Raw genomic sequence first — 24,081 nt, forward strand, 5'->3', positions numbered from 1 at the left:
TGCGCAGCCTTCCGACGCTCAGTACCGCCCGAAGGCGATCGCTACGTTGTGTCCGCCGAAACCGAACGAGTTGTTCACGGCGTAATCGATCCGACCCGCCCTGCTCTGGCCCTTGACGATGTCGAGGTCGATTTGCGGGTCCTGATTGTCCAAATTCAACGTCGGCGGAACGATGCCGTCGCGAATGGAAAGCACGGTGATCACCGACTCGAGCGCGCCGACCGCGCCGATCGAATGCCCGAGTGCCGATTTCGGCGCGTAGACCGAGGTGTGACTGCCCACCGCCGACGAAATGGCTTGCGCCTCAGCGGTATCCCCGATCGGCGTGGCGGTGGCGTGCGCGTTCACGTGGGTGACATCGGTTTTCGTCAACCCGGCCTTCTGGATGGCCCTGGTCATCGCGCGCGCCGCACCCTTGCCCTCCAGGTCGGGTGCGACCAGGTGGAAGGCGTCGGAGGTGATGCCTGCGCCCATGATTCGCGCGTGGATCGTCGCGCCGCGCGCCTTCGCGTGCTCCTCGGTCTCGATGATCATCATCGCGCCCGCCTCGCCGAAAACGAAGCCGTCCCGGTCCTTGTCGAACGGGCGCGACGCGCTCTTCGGATCGTGATTGCGGGTGCTCATCGCGCGCATCATGGTGAACGCCGCGATCGGCACCGCCTGGATGGAGCCCTCGACGCCGCCGGTGACGACCATGTCGGCGTCCCCCATCACGATCATCTGCCAGGCGTTGGCGATCGCCTCCGAGCCCGACGAACAGGCCGAAACCGGGGTGACCACGCCCGCGCCCGCGCCGAGCTCGATGCCGACGCAGGCGGCCGAGCCGTTCGGCATGATCCGCTGCACGGTCAGCGGCGAAATCTTGCGGTAGCCACCGTTTTTGATGCGGTCTCGCGCGTCGATGATGTACTCGCCGCCGCCTAGACCGGTGCCGATGGCGACCCCGAGCCGGTTCTTGTCGACCTCGGGGCTGCCCGCGTTGCGCCACACCTCGCGGCACAGCACGGTGGCCATCTGCTCCACGTAGGACAGGGTGCGCGTCTCGACCCTGGTGAGGCTCTCGGCAGGCGAGACCTTCAGATGCCCGCCGATGCGGACCGGCAGCTCGAACTGCTCGATGAAGCTGTCCTCCAGGACGTCGATGCCGCTCTCGCCGTTGAGCAGGCCCTTCCAGGTCGAGTCGACGTCACCCGCGATCGAGGTCGTCGCGGCCAGACTGGTCACGACAACGTTGGGAAAGCTCCTGTTTTTCGAAGGTATCTGCATGTTCGCTCACTTTCCCTAGCGTGACGACTAAGAAATTTGTCGAGCTCAAAACCTTTGTGGAGCATTTGCATTTCGCATGCGGACGCGCCGACCGACACGTGGGGCGGCATCCGCGCGTATAGCGCTGGAGCGCAGGCAGATCAGCCTGCCGAGCCTGTCATCAGGGCCGCGAACTCGATCGGCCGATAAGCATTATCGAGCAGCAGCAGACCGATCGTGATGCTGACACGCGGACGGTACCAGGCCACGGTTGCGAGCGCTGCGTCGCGCCGTCGTGGCATTGTTCGCGGACGGCACCGGGCAACTCGAGTAACCTCTCCCCGGGCACGGGGCGACGTCGGCGGCGTCTCGACCGAGAACGCGAGGAAGGGACGGTCGGTGACGGGCGCGCGGATGGTCGGGCTGTTCGCCGGGATCGGCGGGCTCGAGCTCGGCCTCGGCCACAACGGCTGGCAGACCGAGCTGCTGTGCGAGATCGACGCGGGCGCACAGGGTGTGCTCGGCGCCCGTTTCCCTGATGTACCACTGCATTCCGACATCACCAGCCTGCGCTCGCTACCGGCGGGCACCGAGTTGGTCGCGGCCGGATTTCCCTGCCAGGACCTGTCCCAGGCCGGGCGCACCGCCGGCATCACCGGAAAGCGGTCGGGCCTGGTCGACGAGGTGTTCCGGCTGGTGCGGCGCAAGCGCGGGCCGCGCTGGCTGCTGATCGAGAACGTGCCGTTCATGCTGCAGCTCGGTCGCGGTGCCGCGATGCGGCACATCACCACCGCCCTGGAGGAGCTCGGCTACACCTGGGCTTACCGGGTGGTGGACGCGCGCGCGTTCGGGCTGCCACAGCGCCGTCAGCGGGTGCTGATGCTGGCCTCCAGGACCGAGGACCCGCGCGGGGTGCTGTTCGGTGACGACGCGGGCCCGCGGATCGTCGGGGACGCCGAGCGCGACCCGTGCGGGTTCTACTGGACCGAGGGTGTGCGCGGGCTCGGCTGGGCGGTGAACGCGGTGCCTACGGTGAAAGGCGGATCCGCGCTTGGTATCGCCAGTCCGCCCGCGGTGCGGTTGCCGTCCGGGGAGATCGTCACGCCCGGCCTCGTCGACGTGGAACGGCTGCAGGGCTTCGCCGCGGATTGGACCGCGCCCGCGGGTGCGGTGCCGGGCATCCGGCAGGGGCATCGGTGGAAGCTGGTCGGCAACGCGGTGAGTGTGCGGATGGCCGACTGGGTCGGGTCCCGGCTGGCCGCGCCGCTCGACCCGATTCCCGGGGACCAGCCATTACCGCCGGGAACGCCGTGGCCGGTGGCGGCGTGGGGGCATGCGGGTGCGGCCTATCGGGTGCCGGTGTCGACCTGGCCGGTGCACGAGCCGTACGAGGATCTGCGGAATTTCCTCACCGATTCGCGGCTGCTTTCGGCGCGCGCGACCGCGGGATTCTTGCGGCGGACCGGCATGGGAAGCCTGCGGTTTCCGCCGGGATTTCTCGACGATGTGGAGAGTCATCTGCATCGGATGGGTGGCTGGGCGGCATGAGCGAGCGGACGGGTCCGCCCGACGACGGCGACGCGCCCGACGCCGCACCAAGATTTGCCAGCGATAGTCGACGACCGACCACCGACGCGGCGACGAGCGCGCGCATGGCGCGACAGCGGCGCAGTGGGACCGAGCCGGAGCTGGCGCTGCGCCGGGAACTACATCGGCGTGGGCTGCGGTATTTCGTCGATCGCGCACCGATCCGCGGGCAGCGGCGGCGCGCCGATCTGGTGTTCCCTCGGTTGCGAGTGGCGGTCTACGTCGACGGCTGTTTCTGGCATCGCTGCCCGCGGCACGCGACCGATCCGCGCAATAACGCGGAGTGGTGGGCCGCCAAACTGGCCGGAAACGTGGCGCGGGACCGCGCGACCGACGCGGCGCTGACCGACGCGGGCTGGCGGGTGATCCGAGTGTGGGAGCACGAAGACGCCGTTGCCGCGGCCGATCGCGTGCAGGCCGCGCTCAGGACGGATGCTAGCGGCGGGACTTGACCCGGACCAATGTCCGTGGCGCGTGGGCCGCAAGGTAGCTCGATGCCACCATCACCGCCATCACCGCTACTCCGGCGGCGGCTGTTGCGTAGCCGATCATGGGGACCTCCTTGGGAACGCTTCCCTGACAGCCTGTCGGTTCAACCTGACAGGAGCCTGTGCGCCGGTTGGCAATGACGTGTGTTTGGTCCCATCGAGTGGGTGATCCCATGACTCCACGCGCCCGCTGACCTACGGTTTGATCATCGGTCCAGTGGCAGGTAGGAGAATGGATCCGTGACAGATAGCCAAAAGATCGCCGAACGGCGCGTGCGGGTGGCGTCCCTGGTGATCGCGGCGGCAATCCTGATCGCGGGAGTCTGCTACTCGTCCTGGTTGCTCGAGTTCGTGCTGAAGATCGACGTCGACCCGGTCAACTCGTTCCTCAGCGAGCTGGACGCCGAAGGCAGGCCGTACCGTGCGGTGTTCGCGACCGCCGACAAGATCGTCGGGGTGCTGCTGCTCCCCGCCGCGATCGGCGGACTGCTGCTGTTCCCGCGCCGCCGGTTCACCACGATCGGCTGGGTCGCGCTGTTCTGCTTCGGCGCAGCGACGATCGCCGACGTGTTGCTGCCCTTGAAGGACTGCACCGCTGGCGACAATGCGTGCGGCGGCGGCAGCGAGCTTTTCCCGCAACTGCACCAGCCACACGCACTGTCGAGCACCATCGCGGTCACCTCGATCGCCATCGCCACCTTCGCGTTCAGCCTGGCCGCGTTCCGCTATCACCGCTGGCGGATTCTGCGCGAAGCCGGGCTGGTCGTGCTGGTGGTCGGGTCGGCGGCGACCGTGTGGATGCTGGTCGCCGACAACCTGCCGGGCAACTACGCGCTCGGCATCGCCCAGCGGATCCAGGTCGGTTCGATGTCGCTGTGGCTGGTCACGTTGGCCGCGGCGGTGATCCTGGAAGGCCGGGAATGGATCGACCCGAGCGACTAGCTATTTCACCTTCAGCTTGATGGTGTGGTCGTGGGTCTTCGCGGGCAACTTGGTGGTGTCGACGAAGAGGATCTCGCCGGTGTCCTGCACGCCATTGGGCAGTGTCTTGGGCTTCAGCTCGAACGGCGGCCGCTCGCCTTTACTACCGGCGAGGCCGAAGTCGCTGTCGTTCGAAATGTAGAGCGTCTTGCCGCCGTCCAGGGTGGCGACACCCTCGATCTTGTCGTGGCCGAAGAACTTACCGTCGGCGTCGAGATCCTTGACCAGGCCCGCGAGGTCGAGGTTCGTCGGCTTGGCCGCAGGCGTGATGCCCGCCTTGGTCAGCGCGGCGACGCCATCGGCGGTCGATACCGTGCCGACCACCGTCTCCAGCGGCTTGCCGTCGATCTGGAGACCGCCGTGCTCCGGATCGTAGTGCGCGCCAGGCACCTTCGAGTCTGGGCCGACATCGGTGGCGTTGGCGATGTCGACGGTCCACAGCTTCTTGTCCGCCTTGGGCGCCAGGTTGCCGTCGCGTTCGTCGATCAGGAAGGTGGTCGCACTCAACGCGGTGATCTCCGAGTCGGCGACCTTGTTGCTCTTCGGGTTCTCCAGCGGAACCAGGAATTCCTTCTGCGCCTTCGTCTTCAGGTCCACCGTGACGATGCGGGTCAGCGGCACGTCCTTGGCGGATCCGTTGAGACCTGGCGTGTTCAGCGCGCTCTGCACCACGCCGACGAGGGTGCCGTCCGGCGTTATGGTCAGGCCCTCCATGCCCTGGTTCGGGGTGCGCAGCGAAAGCTCCTTGGGCAGGCCGGATCCCGGAGCCAGGCGCTCGATTTCGCCACCCTTGGCGTCGAAATGCACCAGGAACGGGCCGTATTCGTCGGAGACCCAGAAGGTGCCGTCGGGCAGGGCGACCAGGCCTTCCGGATCGAGGCCGTGATCGGTGGGCGGCAACACGTTTCCGGCCAGATCCTTGATGGTTTCGCCGGTATTCGCGGAAACGTCTACCTGACCATTGAACGGGACGCCTGCCGCGGTGTGCAGATCGAGGCTGGACTGCAGCACCGCGCGAGTGCCGATCAGCTTGAACCGGCCGATCTTTGGCACGAAACTCGGTGTCGGCGACAGCTTCTCGTTCTTGCCAGGGCCGTCCACGTTCGGGCCGCGGTCGGTCAGCCCGTAGAACTCGTCCTTGCTGCCAGGCACCGGCGTCCAGGCCGAGCCGAAACCGCTGCCCTGCACCGTTGTTCCGCCGAACTCGCCGATCGGCGGGATGGCGGTGGCGTACAGGCGCACGGCGTCGGTGGTGGTCACCTTGAAGCTATCGGATCCCATGTAGCCGGCATCGGGGGTGTAGACGAGCGCGCCGTCGGTGCGACGGCTCAGCTTGCCGTGCTCCGGATCGGCGATGCGGACGGCGGCGCTGCCACCCGTCTTGGCGAGCAGATCATCCAGCGAGATCACCAGCGGCTGGTCCATCGTCGCGGTGAAGTCCGCGGCCGAATCCGACGAGGAGCAGCTTGCGGCCAATACACCGGCACAGAGGACGGCGACGGCGGTGACGCGAGGACGAGATTGAGCTTTCACTGGGACTGCCTACCGTACCGAGCCGACTTCTGGCCGACGCGCAGATGACAATTCGGTGCCGATCCTTGGCGGGTCAGGTGAGCGGCACCACCGCCTCGGTCACCGGCGGCAATGCGGTCGGCGGCGAACAGATCGGCGAAGCCGACGCCGTCGTCGGCGAGCACGCGCGACCAAGTCCCGCCGATCATGACGAAATTCGGCGGGGTATGGCCGGTGTCGCTAGGGTCGCAGCTGTGACAAGTGCTGCTCCGGATACCGTCTCACTCGACACCCTCGCCGAGGCGACCGATCGTCTCCTCGACACCATGCGCAAGCTGGGCGACAACGACGCGGCCGAACCGTCGCTGCTGCCGGGCTGGAGCCGGGGGCATGTGCTCGCGCATCTCGCTCGCAATGCCGACAGCCTGCTGAATCTGCTGCTGTGGGCGCACACCCGGGTGGAAATCCCGCAGTACGCGAGCATGTACCTGCGCGACTTCGACATCGAAGCCGGCGCCCCTCGGCCCGCCGCGGAACAACTCGTGGACAACGAGGCCGCCACGAAACGCTGGCTGGCGCTCGCGAATTCGCTCACCGAGGCCACCTGGCACGCGGAAGTTCGCACCCGCCAAGGACGTCCGATCCCGGCGAGCGAAGTGCGGTGGATGCGGTTGCAGGAGGTGGAGATTCACCACGTGGACCTCAACGCCGGATACACCCCGGCCGATTGGCCCGCACCGTTCGTCGCCCGCATCCTCGGCCAGGCCACCGTCGATATGAACCGAATCACCTCCGCCGCAACGGAACCCGTTCCAGGTTTCGCACTCCGCGCCACCGACACCGACTTCACCGGCATCGTCGGCGCCGACTCCCCCACCAACACCATCTCCGGACCGGCCGCCGCCATCGCCGCCTGGCTACTCGGCCGTTCCGACGGTGCCGACCTGACCGGCGACCTGCCTGCCCTTCCCGCCTGGAAGTAGTTCGCCGAGATCGTATTTCGTCGAACAGGCGTCGACCCGGCTGAGAGCTACCGCGGAGCCGCGCACCGACTGGTGACCGTTCTGTGCGGGGCCTGGGCTACCGGTTCGCGGTTTCGCGAGCGGGGATCCGGCTCGTGCGACCGACCGCGCGGGCCACCGTGTTGCGCACCACGAGGCCCGGCCGGGTGCGGGGCACCATGAGCCGGGAGACCAGACCGACGCGTCGCTGCCGTGGGCCTACTTCACGGCGGAGTCGCGACTCGTAGGCGGCGAAGGCGCGGGCGTGATCACCAGGATGGGCGGCGAGCTCGTCCGCGAGGGCGTACGCGCCCGCCATCGCCATACTGGACCCGTCGCCCAGCAGAGCTGTCGCGCCCGCCGCGTCCCCGAGTAGGACGACCCGTCCGCGGGACCACGAGGGCATCCGGACGGTGCTCAGGGGGTCGAAGAACGGAGCCGGGTGGTCGAGGTACGCCGCAACGAGTTCCGGTGCCCGCCACCGCACGTCGGCGTAGGCGTCGGCCACCGTCTGCTTGTGCAGTGCGATGTTCTTGCGGTCGTGGGGTGCTAGCTGTGCGGCCCGGAAAGTGAAGATCGCGAGCGGGGTGGTCCGCGAGGGGTGCACGACCAGCATCCGGTTCGGCACGGTCAGCATCGTCATCTCGTTCGGGTCCTCGATGGCGTCGGGCGCCAACGGGACGGTCGCGCCATACAGACCCAGATCGCTCACGAACTGCCGCTCGGGTCCGAATACCAGGCGCCGTACGGTGGAGTGCATCCCGTCCGCACCGACTACCAAGTCGAAGCGCCGTGGCGCGGACCGCCGAAAGGTGACATCGACCCCGCCGCCGTCCTGGTCGAGAGCGGTGACAGTGTCGTCGAACAAGAACTCGGCCTCGGGCTGCGCCGACTGGTGCAGCACCTCGGACAGGTCGGCTCGGGTCACCTCGACCGTCGGCGCCTCCTCCGAGGTGAGCGGGAGCCGCAGGATTCGCCTGCCGCCGGGGTCGAGCAGGGTCAGCGACCGATTGCGGGTGGCGAGCCCGCGGAGCTGCGGGAGGATGCCCATGCGCTCGGCGACCGGGATCGCGGGCCCTTTCACCACGATCGCGCTACCGCCGGAGCGCAGCTGCCTGGCAACTTCGACGACCGTCGGCCGATATCCATGCTGGGCGAGCCAGTATGCGAGTGCGGGCCCAGCGATTCCGGCACCGACTATCAGCACTTCGCGCTTCGTCATGACAATGACCTCTCGGAGTGTCGATGACCATGTCCCCGGCGGGTACTGGGGTCTCGGTGAACGGCGGTACAGCGCAGCACAACCGGGTCAAGGTACGATCAAATCCGTACCTCAGTAGAGCACCTCATTGAGGTACGATGCAAGTCGTACCTGAAAGGGGTGTCGCGTGGCCGCGATGAATAAGACCGGGCCGGAGGCCGATGCGCTGGACCTGGGTGCGGTGTTTCGCGCCCTCGCCGACGAGCACCGCCGTTCGGTGATGACGGAGTTGGCCGCCGACGACAACGACAGCGAACGAGGCTGCAACTCGTTCAATCTTCCGATCTCGAAGCAGACCCAGACCCACCACTTCCGGGTCCTTCGCGAGGCGGGCCTCATCGACGAGATCGACTATGGCAACCGCAAGGGCATCCGACTACGACGCGCGGACATCGAGAAGACGTTTCCCGGCCTGCTCGCACTACTGAAAGCAGGCGGTACCGGTCCGCACTGAGCACACCGGAAACCGCTGCGGACCGGTTGGCCACTTCCAACGAAGCGGAACAGGACGGTAGCGCTCAGCCCTCGGGATAGAAGACGAACAATGTGCACCCCGTCTTTGTCTGCGGGATGTGTGAGGAACCGGCTGGTGCATGAATAAAGGAGCCCGCGGGATAGTCCCTGACCCCGTCGTTGAACACCCCGGAGACCACAAAGACCTCCTCCGGACCCGGTTCGTGTACATCGATTCCCTGCCAACAGGTATTCGGATCCATTTCGAGGACATAAGCCTTCGCACCATTACCGCCGAGCCACAACGAGCGTGCGCGAATACCGGGGAAGAGCTCGCGAACCGGGGCGTCCTGCGCGGCCGACCATTCGTAGCCGACCATGTTCAAGTCTGTGCTCATGCAGCCAGCCTCCCCGAGTAAGGTGCCCCCGCCGAGTGTCAGAGATGACATCTCAGGGTACTTTTCTGCCATGCATCGAGTCGTCGCGCTTGTCCATCCGCCGCAGTCGACCTTCGAACTCAGTTGCGCGGCAGAGGTGTTCGGCATCGAGCGAGGCGGACTTCCGACGCGCTATTCATTCGGCGTGTGCACCGAGCATCCGGGGCCCGTCGCGACGTACGCCGGCTACGCCATGTCCGTGACCGACGGACTCGACGCGCTCGAGCAGGCGGACACCGTGATCATCCCTGGCTGGTTACCTACCGAGGAGGCGCCCGCACCGGCCGTCATCCAATCCCTGCGCCGCGCACACGACCGCGGCGCGCGGCTGGTCAGCATCTGCTCCGGGGTCTTCGCGCTGGCGCACACCGGCCTGTTGGACGGGCGCCGGGTGACCACGCACTGGGCCAGAGCAGACGAACTGGCCGAACGCTTCCCCGCCGTATCCGTCGACCGGGATGTGCTCTACGTCGATCACGGCGACGTGGCCACCAGTGCCGGCGCGGGCGCGGGCATCGACCTGTGCCTGCACCTGGTCCGCACCGACCATGGGGCCGGGTACGCCGCGCAGGTCGCGCGCAGCATGGTCATGCCGCCGCATCGCGAGGGCGGGCAGTTGCAGTACGCGGCACCGCCACACCCCGTTCAGATCGATGGCTCACTGGCACCGCTGCTGGAGTGGGTGACCGCCCGTCTCGGCGAACCGCTCACCGTAGAGGATCTGGCCGCGCAGGCCGCCGTCTCGGCCCGCACGCTCGCCCGCCGGTTCACCGACCAACTCGGCATCGGCCCCGGCCAGTGGTTACTCGCCCAGCGAATCGCCGTGGCCCGAGAACTACTCGAAACCTCGGACCTTCCCGTGGATGCCGTCGCCCGCCGCGTCGGCCTCTCCTCCGCCACCAACCTCCGCAGACGCTTCCTCAGCACCCTCGGCACCACCCCAGGCGCCTACCGCCGAGCCTTCAGGACCGACCCGCAATAACCCAATCCCCTAGAGCGCCAAGGTTTTCAAGACGCCCGCGAGGGTAGGGCCCGGCGAGTGGGTGGTCAGTTTGCGGCGAGCGGGATATCGAGGTCCTCTTCGGCGATGAGTACCTCGCCGTTGAATACGGATCGTGCTTCGGCCGCGGCTTTTTCGCGGTCATTGCCCGGCCAGAAATGGGTGAGCAGGAGCCTGCGAGCCCCCGCGCGGGTTGCCCAATATCCGGCTTCGGCCGCCGTGAGCAGGTTCCGATCGGGCTGAAGGAGTTCACCTTCGCGGTCTGTCGCGTCCACGATATAAACATCGGCATCGCGACCAAGTGTGGCAAGTAGCGGGTCTGGATCGGTATCACCGGTATAGGCGAGTGCGACCTCGCCAGCCTGCAACCGGACCCCCACATTGGGCACATAGTGAGGGAGCAGGACACCCGTGAGCTCGAATGGACCGACTCGATAAGCGCCGGGTAACTCGAAGATATCGAACACGGTCCGCAGGTCAGCGTCGGGCTCGAGCCCCTCTAGGCGGGCCAACACTCCCGGCGTGCAGTACCGCGGCAGCGTGCGCCCACGCTGCTCGCCGTACAGGTACATCCGGAACAGCCCGTGCAGGTCGACGCAGTGGTCCGGATGCTCGTGGGTGATCACGACAGCGTCCACCACACCGTCCGGGCAATGCGACAAAAGACGCGGCAGCGTCGCGTAACCGAGGTCGAGCACGAGTCGGAAGCCATCCCATTCGATCAGGAATCCACTACACGCCCGACCTGGCTCCGGATACGCACCGCAACTACCGAGGACCCGTACGCGTCGCATCACTGCTCGAAAGTCTCACATGCCCAAACAAACTCGACAACCGACACAGCGTCTGGCACACGGTCAGTCGAGTATGCACCCACATCGGCTACTATCGCGTGTCCTCTGGACGTCCCGGGGTCGTTCTGACCGCCCCCAGGACCCGCACGTCAGGGTTGTCCGGAAAACGACAACCAAGCCCATAAGCGCTGGAGACCAGGAGAATCGAGTGCATGGCTGGGCTGACGCTGACGACCGAGCGACGCACGGAACTGGCTGCTCTGCTGGAGGATGAGCAGCGGCTTCGGCTGGAGTATCCGAAGGTCGCGGAGTATCTCGATACTGCTCCGATGTTGCCGGGGACGGATGATGCCGCTGCGGATGCGGCATTCGATCTGCGGTTGGTGCACTACATGACTGGGGGTGTGTCGGAGTCAGAGAATCCGTACTGGGACATCGTCGGGCCATCTGTTGGCGACGGTGATGGACGGCGAGTCGTCAACGGTGGCAGGCAGAAAGGCAGCGCACGGCTGGCGTTCGCTCAAACGATCCTGCAAGCGGCGTACGCCTACGCGGTGCCCTCGCCGGAAACGGTCGACTGGTTGGCGCGGTTCAGCCAGGGGCGACGGGTGCTCGAACTTGGTGCGGGACGCGGGTATTGGGCTGGGCAACTGGCCGCCCACGGCGTAGACGTCGCTGCCTTCGACGTAGAGCCACCGGACAGCACGACGAACGTGTCGTTCCCGGGTGCTGCGGGGCAACTGGATGTGTGGCACCCAGTTGGCGGACTGGAGAAGTTCGAGACGGAACTCAACGGTGACGACGTGTTATTCCTGTGCTGGCCGCCTGGGTGGGGCGAGCCGATGGCATCTCGGGCGCTGCTGGAGTTCGAAGCGAGGGGCGGTAACCGACTGCTCTTCATCGGCGAACCTAAAGGTGGGAAGACTGGCGATGATGCCTTCTTCGACCGCCTCACGGAGCGATGGGTGCTGGAATCACAAGACACACAGCATGTTTCGTGGTGGAACCTTGCTGATGTAGCGCAAGGCTGGGTTCTTGAGCCGTAGCGATCCTGGTCCGCCTGGTCGGTTCCGGAGGTCGCGGCAAGACGGTTGCCACAGTGATCACCCGTGAGTACGGCATCGGTCAGGTGGGCTTGCAGCTGGGACATCGGCATGGTTCGAAGGTGACCGAGGAGAGCTACGTCGAGCGGGAGCTGCTGGTGCCCGACTCCACGGCGGCCTTGGAACGGTTCGCGGGTGAGCATCCAACTGCGGGGAAAGTGCGGGATGACAGTGAGATCGCGCCTGTTCCGGGTGACGCAGATGTGGCTCGAAATGATGAAAGCCCCGGCAGTTGGCCTGCCGAGGCTTTCATCTTGTGCGGCTGAAGGGATTCGAACCCCCAACCTTCTGATCCGTAGTTACAGGCAGAGGTCTTGAAGCGGGCTATTCGCCATGGTCCGCACCAGTATTCGGCGGCGGTGATGTCGTCGGTGTCGTCGTCGTTGTCGTCAGGAATGTCGTCTCGTCGAGTCGCGGGTAAATCGCCTATCCGCCGCTTCCGCATGTCTGGGGACTTCCCTTCCCCTGCTTCCTCATACTGGCCATCCCTGAGCGGAGGGAGGTCGTGTCAAGGGCGCTCTTTCCCTTGACTCGGCCGAGTGAGGTCAGACAATTGGGCCATGAGGAGGCAGGGATCTACGCAACCCCTGGCCCCACCACCTCACCGCGGCTTGATGGCCCATGAGGCAAACCATCCCGCTGAGGGATGGTGCGGCAGCACCAAGAACGGGATCTGCGAGGTACACGCCGGCCGTTTCGGTGCCGGGCCGATCCGTAGAGATGGCTGTACTTCGCCAGATGAAATCGTGAGCAGCCATGGCGGCGCAGCCGTGTCGCCGACGTGCCGACGCGCCCGGCGGTGAGGTACGAGCAAGACGGTTGCGCGTCGTAGCGCGGCGGCGGCGCGGTAGCGCCGCCGCAGGCGCTCTTGATCCTCAATGGCGGATTTCGGCAACAACCCGTTGAACGGTCACCTTGCACAGACTGCGGCGTCGACTCTCCGCGCTGCTTCACCGGGCGTTGTGCTGTCGGTGTCGATGACTAAATCGGCGTTGGTGAGCCTCGGTGTTGCATCCCAGGCTGCAAGACGCTCGGGGGTGTCGCCAGTCCGGCGAGCGATGATCCGCGCCTCAGCAGTGGCCCTAGAGCAGCGGAGCTCGATCACGGTCCAGTTGACCGCATCGATCGCGATGCTAACGGCGGCAACGACTTCGGGCTGCCCAGCGTGAACAACAGGAATCGAACCTTGCTGAAAGAGGCGGCTAAGTTCGGGCCGGTCAATTGCGTACCGAGCACCGTAACGCGAGTTCTGCCAAAGAATTTCGCCACGGTTGGCAAGGCGGTCCAGCTCTCCCGGGGTGACCATTCGATACCCCATCTCTCGGCCCGGCCCGGCCTTCAATCGCTCGTAGAGATGAAATCGACCGTCTAACTCGGTGAGTGCCGTCGTTACGGTGTCCTTTCCGCTGGCAGGGGCACCGTAGAGGATCAGACCGTGAGTCATTGGGCTGGCAAGGCATCGCGACGGAACGTGTCGACCAGTTGCCGCGCTTGTGTCCGAAGAGGCTCGTTATCCGGATCGTTGTCGACAACGACATGCTCGATAACCGGCCTGTAGGAGACGTCGATTCGCTTCACATAGTCCTCCCAGTGGGACAGCTTCCACCCATCGCGTGCAGCTCCACGACGGCGGAGGTACATGAGCATGGTGTCGGTTGTGCAGCGAACCCACACGAACGTTGCGTCAGCACCCGATACCGCAGCACGTGCGCGGGCGTTGTCGATCCATGCCCGGTCGTTGAACTCCTTCAGATATGGCGCAGCCGCAATCACGGAGTTGCCGCATTCGATGTTGTCTTGGATGACTGCCGCCAACGCTTCGTACTCGCGCGGCCGAATGCGTTCCACGTAGAGGTCTGACTCGCGATCGTCGAACGTCGAGCCCAAGTCTTCAAGGGCGGGTTCGATGATGGGACGGGCAATAGTGTCCTTATCGAGAATCGCCCAGCCGGTTTCGCGAGCAAGCACGCGCCCGAATTCGCTCTTGCCGCTTCCCGGGTACCCGCCGACGTAGACGATCCGGGGTCGAACCGGTCGCAGTGGTGTCGCAAGAGCCAAGGCAAGTGACGTCGGGGTGGTGACGACGCGGCCGGAACGGTCCTTGCTCGCAACGTATCCCTCGGCGACTAGCTGATCCATCGCTTTCGAGATGGTGGCTTGGCTCGCCTGCCACTGCCTCGCCATATCGCGGGTTGACGGTAGCGGCTGACCATCACGTAACCGGCCGGATTCGATGTCGTTGCGAATCGCCTGAGCGATGCGGACATGCGCCGATACGGGGTGCTGGGGGCCGGTCACGCGGACTCCTTCGATAGCAGTTGCTCTCTTGCAGAGTATCAGTTGGCCCAGGCCGCTGGCCTGCGCGGATGCCGATCTGGCGAGTAGCTGCACATTCACTCACGAAAACAGTTGCTTCTCTAGGGAAGCAACTGCTACCGTTAGTGACATGGCGCACACACCGTGTAGCCGCTCTCAAGACAAAGAGGTAGAGCAATGGCATTGAAGGATCTGCGTTTTCTGCCCGCGTTCCTCGAAGCATTCGAGAAGGGCTTGCTGCTCGTCGGCGACATCGAGCCGGACACCGAGTACAACCAGAACCGCAACGCTCCGGCACGCCAGAAGGTCGACCCGGTGACCGGGCTGCGGCAGTGGAAGGCCACCTGCACCGATCCGTCCGAGTCGAACCCGAAGCGGTCGAGCATTCAGGTGATCTTCCTGGCCGACGTCGCGCCGATCCCTCAGGGCGCGGAGCTGATCCCCGGCACGGGGCTGCGGCTGATCGAGCTGGAGGGCATGACCTTGCAGCCGAAGGTGACCGGTCAGGGTGAGTTCAAGACCCTCGGATGGACCGTCCGGGCGACCGGGATCAAGGGTGATCGTTCGGGCTCGAAGCAGGCTCCTAGCGATCTGGGTGCGGCCCGTCCGTCCGCTTCTAAGGGGGCGTGATGAATAGCAACGAGTCGTACGTGTCCTCGCACACCTTCGGCAAGGTGTCGGCGCACTTTCGCCGGTTCGCCGATGGTGATCAGAACGTCATCGTGAATTTCGGTGGCAACGTGACGGTGTACATGCCTTACAGCCAGGCCGTTGCGTTGCGGGCGGAGTTGGATGACGCGCTGGCGCAGTTCGTTCCTGAGCAGGGTACGGCGGCGGCGTGATGAAGACGGCGGATCAGTCGGCGGGGATGCGTTGGGCGCGCTGGTCCGCCGTGGTCATCATCGTCATCATCGGGACGGCCGCGTTCGTACTGTCCTTCGCTGCGTTGCGTGATCTGGCGATTCTTGCCAACACTCCGAAGCAGTGGGCGTGGCTGTTCCCGGTGATTGTCGACGGCACCATCATCCAAGCAACCATCTCCGCGCTGGTGCTGGCTGCCAGTCCCGAACGCCGGTGGTTCCTGTGGGTGCTCGGCACCGGGGCGATGGTCTCGATCGCAGGCAACTCACTGCATGCGGTCGCGGCCGGCCGAATCCTGCCGTGGTGGGCCTCGGCCCTGGTCGCGGCTATCGCTCCGATCTCGCTCCTGGTCGACACGCACGGGTTGGCGGTGTTATTCCGTGCAGCCCAACATGATTCGGCCCCGGTGCCGGATTCGGCGCCCCAACCAGTCCCGGAGCCGGTCACCGAACCTGCCACCGTTCCAGCCCTGCAAAAGGCTCCCGCGCGTCCTGCTGCTCGTCGTCGTGCGGTGTCTCCGCGTCGCGATCCGGCCAAAGTGGCTCGGGCTGTCTCGATGCGTGCTGAGGGCAAGACGTACGCCGAAATCGGGAAGGCGCTTCATGTTTCGCCTCGCACTGCGGCGAACTACGCCTCTACTGCTGCACCTGCCGCTACTGCGGCCGAGTCTCGTCCGCTGACTGCGGTGGCTCCGGCTGCCTCGGTGCAATCCATTCATTCATCGCGACCAGTGCAGTCGATGCTGCCGATCGCCGTCCCTGTCGGGGGTAACTGACATGTCCATTCCGAACCATGACGTCCCCGTGGCCGGTGGCCTGCGTAACGTGAAATACGTTCCCGCACCGCCGTTTCAGCCGGTCGAATCCTCAGCGGCGGTGTCGTTCCGCATCGGTGGTGTCGAGGTCCGCCTCAGCGTCGAGGACGCCCGATCGCTGTCGCATGTCCTGCCGAACGTGCTCGCTGAACACTCGGTGGCGCTGGCGTTCGCACCGCTGCGGGGGGTGGCGTGATGTCGGCCCTCGTGAGTTTGTTCGTCACCGGTGGAACGGTGGCCGCTGCGGGTGGGTTGGTCTGGATGCGCAACCTCGGTACGGGTACTCGCCCGGCTACCGCTGCCGACATCGCCGCTGATGCTCCGGTCGAATTGCGCACCGCCGTCTTCGTTCTCGCTGATCCGCTGCAAACCAATCTCATGCTCGCCGCGCTTCGCCTCGGGTCCGTGGAGGGCGGGTTTCCGCAGCTCGAGCGCTACGACTACTCCACGTTCGGACTGGAGGTCGACCTGCTCATGCTCGGTGGTCAGTCCCTGGCCGATTGGTCCAATGACGAAACCCTCAACCAGTTCGCTACCTATCTCGGGGTACCGAAGGTGACAGCGTCGTCGCCGGAACCGTCCTGGGTCCGTCTTCAGGTGCGGGTGTTCGACACCCTCGCTACCCCGGCAACGATGCCGGAGGTGGTTCACAACGGTGTGGACCTGGAGGCGGTCCCGGTCGGGATCACCGAGGACTACGACACCTGGCGGCTGCGCATCCTCTACTCCCATATCTTGCTCGCCGGTGCCACCGGATCGGGCAAGGGCTCGGTGCTGTGGTCGATCCTGGCCGGTCTCGGGGTAGCGATCCTTGCGGGCCTGGTGGAAGTCCGCCTGGCTGACCCGAAAGGCGGTGCCGAGTTCGGACGTGGTGAGGATCGGTTGTTCACCCGCTTCGCTGTCGATTCCGGCTCGATCCTGGCGCTGTTGTCCGAAGCAGTCGAAGAGATGGACGAGCGGCTGGTCCGGATGCGCCAAGCCGGGGTGCGCAAGCACGTCCCTACCGTCGATGAGCCGTTGATCCTGATCATCATCGACGAAGCCGCGTCGCTGTCGTCGTATGCCGAACGCGATGAGCGAGAAGAGTTCCGGCGCTTGACCGGCCTGTTGCTGTCCAAGGGCCGCGCGGCGGCGGTGTCGGTGATCGCGGCGTTGCAGGACCCGTCCAAAGAGACCATGCCCAACCGGCAACTGTTCCCCGTCCGCATCGGCCTGCGTCTGGACGAACCCAACCAAACCGCCATGGTCCACGGTCAAGGTGCCCGTGATCGTGGTGCACGTTGCGATGAGATCAACGAACACACCCCCGGCGTCGGCTACGTCGGTGAAGACGGCACTACCGGATTCGTTCGGGTCCGTGCGTTCTGGGTCTCCGACGAGGCCGCTGACGCCATCGTCGACACCTACTCCCCTGCACCTGAAATCGCCGGTCCTACTGAGGATTACAGCGGTTTCGACCCCGATGACCTCGGTGACGAGAACGAAGGGCCGGTGGCGGCATGAAGGGAGGCTTCGTGACCGAAGTACACGTGGTCATCTACTGCGACGGCTGCGGCGACATCTACACCGAGGACACCGGCGAGTCGATCTGCTTCGACTCGGTCCATCAAGCCGTGTCCTACATCAACACCCGCTCCGTTGGCGTCGGCTGGATCTACGACGGGGACCTGGTCCGCTGTGACGGCTGCCTGGCCACCGCGCACTGCGACGAACACGGCCACACCTTCCCCCGCCGCCATGTCCCGGCCCGCCTGCTGAAGAACACACCCACCTCTCGCGCCTGCACGGTGTGCGGCGTTGCTGAATCGGAGATCCAGTCATGAACAACACCTTCCGCCGTATCGACGACCTCGACGACCTCGACGCCTTCGACCGTGACGACATCGACGCCGCCCGGCATATCGCCTCGGTGCGACGGCTGCTCGATTCCGGGACCGGCTGGACCGACGACCTCGACGACACCGATTGGAGGCGGGCGGCATGAATCCGCGCGGACAAACCCAGTGGGGTCTGTTGATCGGTCAGGCGGTGCGCCCGTTGCCCAAGGCCCGAAACGTCACCGACGCCGCTCTCTACGCCTGCAACCTCAAGACCACCAAGAGGGTGAAAACCGCTGTGGTGTACCGCGATTCCGAAGCGGAGACGTGGCGCAAATGGATCGACGAAACCCCGGTGCCGACACAACTCGCATTCGACCTGCACGACAAGGAGGCCCGGTGATGGCCACGAAAACCACTGACACCAAACATGATCCGTTCGACCTGCTCGGCCTGGCCGTCCTAAACACCGTGTGGTGGACGATCATCGGTATCGGAGTCACCGCCTGGTGGGCGCTGCTGTTCCCCATGGTCTCGATCCCGATCGGCCTCACGGTCGCGGCCGGCCTTTTCATCGGCTGGCCCTGGGCGGTCGTGGTCGTCGCGGTATCCATCGCGGGGATGGTGCTCTGGCGTGCGAAGCATCCGGAGACCTTCGAGCGGTGGATAACCTCGCGGGCACGAACCCGATTCCTGACCTGGTTCCGCTACCGGCGTCGTTGGACCCAGCTGCTGGCTGCCTGCTCGCTGACCATCACCCGCGACGACAAGACGTTCGTTCCCCGGTTGCTGTCGGTGCGCATCGGAACATCTGGGGATGTGGTTCAGGTGCGGATGCTCGAAGGCCACTGCCCCGCCGACTGGACCAACCGCGTCGAGCACCTGGCCCACGCCTTCGGTGCCCTGGAATGCCGCGCCACCATCGCCGCCCCGGCTGTCGTGGAACTCGCTTTCCGCCTTGATGATTCGCTTGCTACGCCGATCGACCTGCCGCGCCTCGGTGGCGGTCGCTGGATGAAGGACGCTGCCTAATGAACGACACCGCCGCCCAGCGACGTGCCCTACCCAACCTGTTCGAGGTCGCCCAAGCTGCCGCTGAGCAGTACGACGTGTGCAAGCGCCCGATCGCGATGCGGATCGAGGACCCGAAGACAGGCACGGTCACCTACGAAGGCTCCCCATGCAAGTCGACGATCGAATCGGTGTGCCCAGCCTGCGCGAAGTCCAACCGGTTACTGCGCATCGCGCAATGCCGTGAGGGCTGGCATGCCGCTACCGAACCCGTCGACCCGAAGGCCGACCCGACCGACGCACAAGTCGCGCTGCTGGCCGCCCGAGCTGATCTCGTTGAGCAGTACCGCCAAGCGTTCGCCGAGGGTGACGAGGAGCTCGCGGCCGGTATCGCGGAGGTGATCCGGGACTTGGATGCCGAGCTGCGCGCGACGGGTCTGCGTGGCCGCCTCCCGGCCCTGGACGCGGTCACCAAGGAACGTCGTCGGCGCTCTACTCGTCGGCGTCAGGATGCGCCGGATCTGCCTCGCCGCAAGGTGTCCAAGCGGACTGTCGGCAAGGAGATCGGCGGTCACCTGTCCTCGATGTTCGTGACGCTGACCATGCCCGGCTACGGCAAGATCCACCGTGACGGCGCGGTCAACGACAAGGGCGAACCTTGCTCGGACGGCTCCCCGATCGACCCGGACAGCTACGACTACCCCAGTGCCGCACGTGATGTCGTGTTCTTCTCCCGGCTCGTAGATCGCTGGATTCAGAACCTGCGCCGTTGTGTCGGCTACGACGTGCAGTACTTCGCCACCGTGGAACCGCAACGCCGTGGTGCTCCGCATCTGCACATCCTGATCCGGGGTGTGATCTCGCGCGAGATCCTCAAGCAGGTCACCGCGGCTACTTACCATCAAGTCTGGTGGCCGCGTTTCGACGCTGAGGACCAGGTGTACGGCGGCAAGCACATGCCGGTGTGGGACCACAAGAAGGCCACCTTCGTAGACCCCGAGACCGGGCGGGCGTTGACCTACTGGGATGACGCCCTGGACATCCTCGACGCTGTCGATGACCTTGAGCCTGCGCATACGGTGCGGTTCGGGTCGCAGATGGATCGCAAGCAGATCACCGGCATCGCTGCTGGGACGGAAAAGGCCGGCCGAACCATTGGCTACGTCACTAAGTACCTGGTGAAGTCGATCGCGGAAATCGTCGAGCCACAGTCGGATCGTGCCGCAGAGCATTACGACCGATTGCATGCGCAGTTGCAGCACACCCCATGTTCACCGCGCTGCGCGGTCTGGCTCAAGTACGGCATCGTCCCCCAGGGCGCCAGCGACAAGACCGTGCCCGGACGTTGCAAGGGCAAAGCACATCGGCGAGACACCCTCGGCCTGCCCGGTCGACGAGTGCTCGTGTCCCGGCGTTGGTCCGGCAAGACACTGCCCGACCACAAACAGGACCGGGTCGAGTTCGTTCGGCAACTGCTCGCCGACGCCGGAATCGTCAAGCCGGATACAAGTCACTTCAAGGTGACCCCGGTTGAACCGGGTGACAAGTCCCGGCCCTTGCGTGAGCACCTGATCATGGGCGCAATCGCCAAGCGCACCACATGGCGGGCGCAACTCCTCAGAGCCCAACTTGCCGCCGATCCACCGGGGGCGCAAGAAACTTCGGCAACTCGGCAAGCAGCGTAGGGAGGACCTGAAATGAGCGACAGATTCATAACCGTGCAGGCAGCGGCCGACGAGTTGAAAGTCAGCCGATACGTCATCTACCAGCTGATCTGGGCTGGTGAGGTGCAGTCAGTGAAGCTCGGGCGATGCCGCCGGATTGTCCGGCAGTCATTCGATACCTACGTCTCCGACCTGATCGAGCAGGCGGCGTGATGGCGGAGAAGAAGTCGCGCAAGCGCAATCCGAACGGGTCGGGCACCATCAGTTCCCGCAAGGACGGCCGCTATGAGCTGAAGCTGTTCGTGACTACGCCTGACGGCAACCGCAAGCGGATGAGTGTGTACGGCGCTACGTGGGAGGAGGCTGACGCCGAACGGACCCGGCTCAAAGAGTTGCAGCGCAAGGGCGTTCCGGTCGATGTCGGCACCGCGACAGTCCGCCAGTACCTCGAGCATTGGCTACTCGACGTTGCCAAACCGCAGGTTCGTCCGACGACGTACGTGACCTACGAACTTCTCGTCCGGCTGTACATGGTGCCGGGGCTCGGTAAGCACAGGCTGAAGTCGTTGCAGGCCAGTCATATTCGTACCTGGTTGAGCAAGGTTGCCGGGCAGTGCCAGTGCTGCGCGCAGAAGAAGGACGAAGCACGGGCAAAGAAGGGTGGGGCCCGATGCTGCGCGCGCAGGCCGACCGATTGCTGCGAGCAATTCCCCGGTACCGGAACACGGCGGGCGATCTTGCGGGTGCTGCGGGCTGCGCTACAAGATGCGGTGGAAGAGGAGGTTCTGGTCCGCAATGTCGCCCGGCAGGTGAAGATGCCGACCGGGGGCATTCGCAAGGTGAAGGCGTGGGATCAGCAGGAGGCTGAACGATTCCTCGCGGCGGCCAGAGACCACCGGCTGTATGCGCTGTGGTCGGTGGGATTGGCGATCGGCCTGCGGCGTGGTGAGGCGCTCGGGCTGCGGTGGAGTGATGTCAACTTGGTCGCGGGCAAGGTCGATATCAACCAAGCCTTGTACCGGATCGGTGGGACGCTGGGGATGCACGAGGTGAAGTCGGAATCCTCGGAGTCGACGGTGCCGTTGCCGCCGAAGCTGGTGGAGATACTTCGGCAACATCAGCAAGACCAGCTGAACGACCCGGATATCGCGGAGGCGAACAAGCTCGGGTTGGTGTTCACCTCCGGCCGGGGCACGCCGCTGGAACCACGCAACGTCAATCGGTCGTTCGCGGCGCTGGTGAAGAAGGCGGGTGTCCGTCCGGTTCGGCTTCATGATCTGCGGCACTCGTGCGCGACCCTGCTGTTCTCGATGGGGGTCGACGCGGCGACGGTGCAGCGGATCTTGCGCCACAGCTCGATCACCGTGACCACGGGCACCTATATCGACGTGATCGAGCAAGTCCAGCGCGATGCAGTGACCGGCATGGACAGCCTGTTCGAGTAGCCGTTGTCGTCAAATGGTGTCGTCAGACATGCGAGAAGCCCCCTCTCGAAAACTCGGAAGGGGGCTTCTACGTGGGTGCGGCTGAAGGGATTCGAACCCCCAACCTTCTGATCCGTAGTCAGATGCTCTATCCGTTGAGCTACAGCCGCATGGTTATTCAGTTGTGTTGCCGGTTGCCCGGGTTGTGGCGGAGGCGAGAGGATTTGAACCTCCGGTCCCGGTGAAGGGACAACTCATTAGCAGTGAGTCCCATTCGGCCGCTCTGGCACGCCTCCTGGAGCCTTCTCTTTCGAGGGCACCGGTCCTTTCGAACCGCCGAGCATGAAGATTACAGTAGCCGTTGTCCAGATCGCAAAACGGCTGGTTATCAGCGTAAGTTGCTGTCGAACCAGTCGAAAATCCGGGTCTGTGAGTCGACCAGACCGTAGTCGTCCTCGGTGGCCTGATGGTCGGCTCGGTGGCGCAGGCCGGGGTAGCTGACGACCAGGCTTGCCACGGCGGCGCGGCCGGTCGCGTCGCGCAGTCGCTCGACCTCGACCGGCGGGGTGGCCGGGTCGTCGCTGCCGAACAGGCCGAGCCAGGGCGCCTGCAGGTGCGGGGCCACTCGGACGAGGGCGTCGGCCTGGTCGGTGAGCGGCTCGACGATGCCGGGCGCCGCGACGCTGACCGCCGCGCCGACCGGACGGTTGGTGGCGACCAGGAACGCGGCGGTGCCTGCGGAGTCGAAGCCGAGCACCCCGATGGTGTCGGGGAACACGCCCTGCCGGGTCAGCCAGTCGAAGCAGGCATCGAAGTCGTCGAAGAGCTCGTCGCCGAACACCTCGACGACCGACTCGCGACTGGTCCGATGGAACAGGTTGGGCGCGACCACCGTCCAGCCCTCCGAGGCCAGCGCGCTCATCAGGGCCAGCAGCGCACCGGTGAACTCGCGGGATTCGTGCAGCATCACGATCCCGCCTCGGGCATTGCCCTCGGGCTCGACCACGATGATGGGCACCTGGGTATCGGCGGCCCGGGGTATCGAATCGGTCGCGGCTTCGGGCGACGGGTCGTCGCGGCGCAGGGGGGCTAGGTCGTTGTAGGTGCCCGACATGAATCCAGCGTAGGGCGACTTGCTGATCTTCGGTAGAAATTGCTGTTGAGGGCCTATCGGCCACAGAATTTCCGGTACGCACGCAAGGCTTTGCGGCACGCCACCTATGGTTGGTATGTGACAGCGTCTACTCGGCCGGACCTCGATTCGATTCCGGCGTATGTCCCAGGCCGCGACCATCCCGGCGCGGTCAAGCTCGCCAGCAACGAGACGACCTTCGGCCCGCTACCCGCGGCTGCCAAGGCGATCGCCGAGGCGGCCGAGCTGGCCAACCGGTATCCGGACAACCAGGCGCTCGAATTGCGCGCCGCGCTGGCCGATTTCCTAGGTGTCACGCAGGCGAACGTCGCGGTGGGCTGCGGCAGTGTCGCGCTGTGCCAGGAACTGGTGCAGATCACCTGTGACGCGCCGACCGACGAGGTGCTGTTCGCTTGGCGCTCGTTCGAGGCGTATCCGATCGTCACCAAGGTTGGCAACGCGACCGCCGTTCAGGTGCCGCTCGCCCCGGGCTACCGGCACGACCTGGACGCGATGGCCGCGGCGGTCACCGAGCGAACCAAGCTGATCTTCGTCTGCAACCCGAACAACCCGACCGGTACCGCGGTCGGTACGGCCGAGCTGACCCGGTTCCTCGACGCGGTGCCCGAGCGGGTGCTCGTGGTGCTGGACGAGGCGTACTTCGAGTACATGCGGCTGGCCGAGGAGGACTTCCCGAACGGCATCGAGCTCGGTCGCGCCCGACCCAATGTCGTTGTGCTGCGCACCTTCTCGAAGGCGTACGGGCTGGCCGGGCTGCGCGTGGGATACGCGGTCGGCGATCCGGCGGTGATCACGGCGCTGATGAAGGTGCACATCCCGTTCAGCGTCAATCGGGTCGCGCAGGCCGCGGCGATCGCCTCGCTGGACGCGCGGCACGAATTGCTGGATCGCACCCACTCGCTCGTGGTCGAACGCGATCGCGTGCGCGACGCCCTGCTCGCGGCGGGCTATGTCGTTCCGCCGAGCGAGACCAACTTCGTCTGGCTGCCGTTGGGCGAGCGCAGCGCCGAGTTCGGCGAAGCGAGTGCCGAGTCTGGTGTGCTCGTTCGCCCCTACGGCACCGACGGGGTGCGCGTCACCACCGGCGATCCGCACGAGAACGACCTGTTCCTGAGCTTCGCCACCGATCCGGCGGTGCTCGAACGCTTTCTGAGTTAGG

At 65.5% G+C, this 24,081-nt stretch carries 30 protein-coding genes and 2 tRNA genes; 21 read left to right on the forward strand and 11 right to left on the reverse strand.

All coding sequences use genetic code 11. The features are described from left to right. Nucleotides 1-18: 18 nt before the first annotated feature. The gene (locus tag ACIA8C_RS17075) at nucleotides 19-1,266 is read right to left on the reverse strand and encodes a KasA/KasB family beta-ketoacyl-ACP synthase (protein ID WP_397135515.1); all 1,248 of its coding nucleotides are present in this window, start codon (nucleotides 1,264-1,266) and stop codon (nucleotides 19-21) included. 393 nt (nucleotides 1,267-1,659) lie between these two features. Here ACIA8C_RS17075 and ACIA8C_RS17080 point away from each other — a divergent pair, with 393 nt between their 5' ends. The 3 genes from ACIA8C_RS17080 (at nucleotide 1,660) to ACIA8C_RS17090 (ending at nucleotide 4,262) form a co-directional block, all read left to right on the forward strand. Next, on the forward strand, nucleotides 1,660-2,793 hold the full coding sequence (locus ACIA8C_RS17080) for a DNA cytosine methyltransferase (RefSeq protein ID WP_397135707.1): 1,134 nt from the start codon (nucleotides 1,660-1,662) through the stop codon (nucleotides 2,791-2,793). Further along, nucleotides 2,790-3,284 (forward strand): very short patch repair endonuclease, encoded by a 495-nt coding sequence (locus ACIA8C_RS17085; protein ID WP_397135517.1) that lies wholly within the window; start codon nucleotides 2,790-2,792, stop codon nucleotides 3,282-3,284. Before ACIA8C_RS17080 ends, ACIA8C_RS17085 begins: the two co-directional genes overlap by 4 nt. Nucleotides 3,285-3,560: 276 nt before the next feature. After that, nucleotides 3,561-4,262, forward strand: coding sequence for a DUF998 domain-containing protein (locus tag ACIA8C_RS17090; protein WP_397135519.1), 702 nt, complete (start codon nucleotides 3,561-3,563; stop codon nucleotides 4,260-4,262). Here ACIA8C_RS17090 and ACIA8C_RS17095 read toward each other — a convergent pair whose 3' ends face one another. Both ACIA8C_RS17095 and ACIA8C_RS17100 read right to left on the reverse strand, forming a co-directional pair. Next, a complete protein-coding gene (locus tag ACIA8C_RS17095; RefSeq protein WP_397135521.1) occupies nucleotides 4,263-5,834 on the reverse strand; it encodes an esterase-like activity of phytase family protein in 1,572 nt (523 codons plus the stop codon). Next, the gene (locus ACIA8C_RS17100; RefSeq protein ID WP_397135523.1) at nucleotides 5,831-6,022 is read right to left on the reverse strand and encodes a hypothetical protein; all 192 of its coding nucleotides are present in this window, start codon (nucleotides 6,020-6,022) and stop codon (nucleotides 5,831-5,833) included. Before ACIA8C_RS17100 ends, ACIA8C_RS17095 begins: the two co-directional genes overlap by 4 nt. A gap of 45 nt (nucleotides 6,023-6,067) precedes the next feature. On the opposite strand from ACIA8C_RS17100, the gene ACIA8C_RS17105 reads away from it, so the two are divergent. Beyond that, nucleotides 6,068-6,796, forward strand: coding sequence for a maleylpyruvate isomerase family mycothiol-dependent enzyme (locus ACIA8C_RS17105; protein WP_397135525.1), 729 nt, complete (start codon nucleotides 6,068-6,070; stop codon nucleotides 6,794-6,796). Between the two features lie 97 nt (nucleotides 6,797-6,893). Here the strand turns inward: ACIA8C_RS17105 and ACIA8C_RS17110 are convergent, their stop codons facing one another. Further along, a complete protein-coding gene (locus ACIA8C_RS17110; RefSeq protein WP_397135527.1) occupies nucleotides 6,894-8,036 on the reverse strand; it encodes an FAD-dependent monooxygenase in 1,143 nt (380 codons plus the stop codon). Between the two features lie 175 nt (nucleotides 8,037-8,211). Here ACIA8C_RS17110 and ACIA8C_RS17115 point away from each other — a divergent pair, with 175 nt between their 5' ends. Continuing rightward, nucleotides 8,212-8,529, forward strand: coding sequence for an ArsR/SmtB family transcription factor (locus ACIA8C_RS17115; protein ID WP_397135709.1), 318 nt, complete (start codon nucleotides 8,212-8,214; stop codon nucleotides 8,527-8,529). Between the two features lie 64 nt (nucleotides 8,530-8,593). On the opposite strand, the gene ACIA8C_RS17120 is transcribed toward ACIA8C_RS17115, so the two are convergent. Next, nucleotides 8,594-8,926 (reverse strand): cupin domain-containing protein, encoded by a 333-nt coding sequence (locus tag ACIA8C_RS17120; protein WP_397135529.1) that lies wholly within the window; start codon nucleotides 8,924-8,926, stop codon nucleotides 8,594-8,596. Nucleotides 8,927-8,996: 70 nt separating this feature from the next. Here ACIA8C_RS17120 and ACIA8C_RS17125 point away from each other — a divergent pair, with 70 nt between their 5' ends. Further along, on the forward strand, nucleotides 8,997-9,947 hold the full coding sequence (locus tag ACIA8C_RS17125; RefSeq protein WP_397135531.1) for a helix-turn-helix domain-containing protein: 951 nt from the start codon (nucleotides 8,997-8,999) through the stop codon (nucleotides 9,945-9,947). Nucleotides 9,948-10,012: 65 nt separating this feature from the next. Here ACIA8C_RS17125 and ACIA8C_RS17130 read toward each other — a convergent pair whose 3' ends face one another. Continuing rightward, entirely contained in the window at nucleotides 10,013-10,759 is a 747-nt protein-coding gene (locus ACIA8C_RS17130) for an MBL fold metallo-hydrolase (protein WP_397135533.1), read from the reverse strand. Nucleotides 10,760-10,971: 212 nt separating this feature from the next. On the opposite strand from ACIA8C_RS17130, the gene ACIA8C_RS17135 reads away from it, so the two are divergent. Next, nucleotides 10,972-11,805: a hypothetical protein gene (locus tag ACIA8C_RS17135; RefSeq protein WP_397135535.1), complete on the forward strand. Its 834-nt coding sequence runs from the start codon at nucleotides 10,972-10,974 to the stop codon at nucleotides 11,803-11,805. Between the two features lie 53 nt (nucleotides 11,806-11,858). Further along, nucleotides 11,859-12,128, forward strand: coding sequence for a hypothetical protein (locus ACIA8C_RS17140; RefSeq protein ID WP_397135537.1), 270 nt, complete (start codon nucleotides 11,859-11,861; stop codon nucleotides 12,126-12,128). A 644-nt stretch (nucleotides 12,129-12,772) separates the two neighbouring features. On the opposite strand, the gene ACIA8C_RS17145 is transcribed toward ACIA8C_RS17140, so the two are convergent. Continuing rightward, nucleotides 12,773-13,306 (reverse strand): kinase, encoded by a 534-nt coding sequence (locus ACIA8C_RS17145; RefSeq protein ID WP_397135539.1) that lies wholly within the window; start codon nucleotides 13,304-13,306, stop codon nucleotides 12,773-12,775. Further along, nucleotides 13,303-14,160, reverse strand: a complete 858-nt coding sequence (locus ACIA8C_RS17150; RefSeq protein ID WP_397135541.1) for a GntR family transcriptional regulator — start codon at nucleotides 14,158-14,160, stop codon at nucleotides 13,303-13,305. The genes ACIA8C_RS17145 and ACIA8C_RS17150 overlap by 4 nt, the downstream gene beginning before the upstream one ends. A 195-nt stretch (nucleotides 14,161-14,355) precedes the next feature. Between ACIA8C_RS17150 and ACIA8C_RS17155 the strand changes: the two genes are divergently transcribed. From ACIA8C_RS17155 to ACIA8C_RS17210, 12 genes are read left to right on the forward strand one after another with little or no spacing between them, the layout of a single operon-like run. Continuing rightward, nucleotides 14,356-14,808 carry a hypothetical protein gene (locus ACIA8C_RS17155; RefSeq protein ID WP_397135543.1) on the forward strand — a complete coding sequence of 151 codons (453 nt, stop codon included), beginning with the start codon at nucleotides 14,356-14,358 and terminating at the stop codon, nucleotides 14,806-14,808. Continuing rightward, nucleotides 14,808-15,020, forward strand: a complete 213-nt coding sequence (locus tag ACIA8C_RS17160) for a hypothetical protein (protein WP_397135545.1) — start codon at nucleotides 14,808-14,810, stop codon at nucleotides 15,018-15,020. The genes ACIA8C_RS17155 and ACIA8C_RS17160 overlap by 1 nt, the downstream gene beginning before the upstream one ends. Then, the gene (locus ACIA8C_RS17165; protein WP_397135711.1) at nucleotides 15,020-15,814 is read left to right on the forward strand and encodes a DUF2637 domain-containing protein; all 795 of its coding nucleotides are present in this window, start codon (nucleotides 15,020-15,022) and stop codon (nucleotides 15,812-15,814) included. Before ACIA8C_RS17160 ends, ACIA8C_RS17165 begins: the two co-directional genes overlap by 1 nt. A gap of 1 nt (nucleotide 15,815) precedes the next feature. Continuing rightward, nucleotides 15,816-16,049: a hypothetical protein gene (locus tag ACIA8C_RS17170; protein WP_397135547.1), complete on the forward strand. Its 234-nt coding sequence runs from the start codon at nucleotides 15,816-15,818 to the stop codon at nucleotides 16,047-16,049. After that, nucleotides 16,049-17,356, forward strand: a complete 1,308-nt coding sequence (locus ACIA8C_RS17175) for an FtsK/SpoIIIE domain-containing protein (RefSeq protein WP_397135549.1) — start codon at nucleotides 16,049-16,051, stop codon at nucleotides 17,354-17,356. Before ACIA8C_RS17170 ends, ACIA8C_RS17175 begins: the two co-directional genes overlap by 1 nt. An 11-nt stretch (nucleotides 17,357-17,367) precedes the next feature. Further along, a complete protein-coding gene (locus tag ACIA8C_RS17180; protein ID WP_397135551.1) occupies nucleotides 17,368-17,676 on the forward strand; it encodes a hypothetical protein in 309 nt (102 codons plus the stop codon). After that, nucleotides 17,673-17,837, forward strand: coding sequence for a hypothetical protein (locus ACIA8C_RS17185; protein WP_397135553.1), 165 nt, complete (start codon nucleotides 17,673-17,675; stop codon nucleotides 17,835-17,837). Before ACIA8C_RS17180 ends, ACIA8C_RS17185 begins: the two co-directional genes overlap by 4 nt. Then, on the forward strand, nucleotides 17,834-18,073 hold the full coding sequence (locus ACIA8C_RS17190; protein WP_397135555.1) for a hypothetical protein: 240 nt from the start codon (nucleotides 17,834-17,836) through the stop codon (nucleotides 18,071-18,073). The genes ACIA8C_RS17185 and ACIA8C_RS17190 overlap by 4 nt, the downstream gene beginning before the upstream one ends. Next, nucleotides 18,073-18,702, forward strand: coding sequence for a hypothetical protein (locus tag ACIA8C_RS17195; RefSeq protein WP_397135713.1), 630 nt, complete (start codon nucleotides 18,073-18,075; stop codon nucleotides 18,700-18,702). Before ACIA8C_RS17190 ends, ACIA8C_RS17195 begins: the two co-directional genes overlap by 1 nt. Then, entirely contained in the window at nucleotides 18,702-20,366 is a 1,665-nt protein-coding gene (locus tag ACIA8C_RS17200; protein ID WP_397135557.1) for a replication initiator, read from the forward strand. The genes ACIA8C_RS17195 and ACIA8C_RS17200 overlap by 1 nt, the downstream gene beginning before the upstream one ends. 12 nt (nucleotides 20,367-20,378) lie before the next feature. Further along, a complete protein-coding gene (locus ACIA8C_RS17205; protein ID WP_397135559.1) occupies nucleotides 20,379-20,558 on the forward strand; it encodes an excisionase family DNA-binding protein in 180 nt (59 codons plus the stop codon). Further along, on the forward strand, nucleotides 20,558-21,790 hold the full coding sequence (locus ACIA8C_RS17210; protein WP_397135561.1) for a tyrosine-type recombinase/integrase: 1,233 nt from the start codon (nucleotides 20,558-20,560) through the stop codon (nucleotides 21,788-21,790). The genes ACIA8C_RS17205 and ACIA8C_RS17210 overlap by 1 nt, the downstream gene beginning before the upstream one ends. A 76-nt stretch (nucleotides 21,791-21,866) precedes the next feature. On the opposite strand, the gene ACIA8C_RS17215 is transcribed toward ACIA8C_RS17210, so the two are convergent. From ACIA8C_RS17215 to ACIA8C_RS17225, 3 genes are all read right to left on the reverse strand, one after another. Next, a tRNA-Arg gene (locus tag ACIA8C_RS17215) sits at nucleotides 21,867-21,939 on the reverse strand. A gap of 36 nt (nucleotides 21,940-21,975) precedes the next feature. Continuing rightward, a tRNA-Ser gene (locus ACIA8C_RS17220) sits at nucleotides 21,976-22,065 on the reverse strand. 92 nt (nucleotides 22,066-22,157) lie between these two features. Further along, nucleotides 22,158-22,883, reverse strand: a complete 726-nt coding sequence (locus ACIA8C_RS17225) for a dienelactone hydrolase family protein (protein WP_397135563.1) — start codon at nucleotides 22,881-22,883, stop codon at nucleotides 22,158-22,160. Between the two features lie 117 nt (nucleotides 22,884-23,000). Between ACIA8C_RS17225 and hisC the strand changes: the two genes are divergently transcribed. After that, on the forward strand, nucleotides 23,001-24,080 hold the full coding sequence (gene hisC, locus ACIA8C_RS17230; protein ID WP_397135565.1) for a histidinol-phosphate transaminase: 1,080 nt from the start codon (nucleotides 23,001-23,003) through the stop codon (nucleotides 24,078-24,080). Nucleotide 24,081 lies beyond the last annotated feature (1 nt).

This window comes from Nocardia sp. NPDC051321 (genome assembly GCF_044455225.1).
Taxonomy (GTDB): Bacteria; Actinomycetota; Actinomycetes; order Mycobacteriales; family Mycobacteriaceae; genus Nocardia.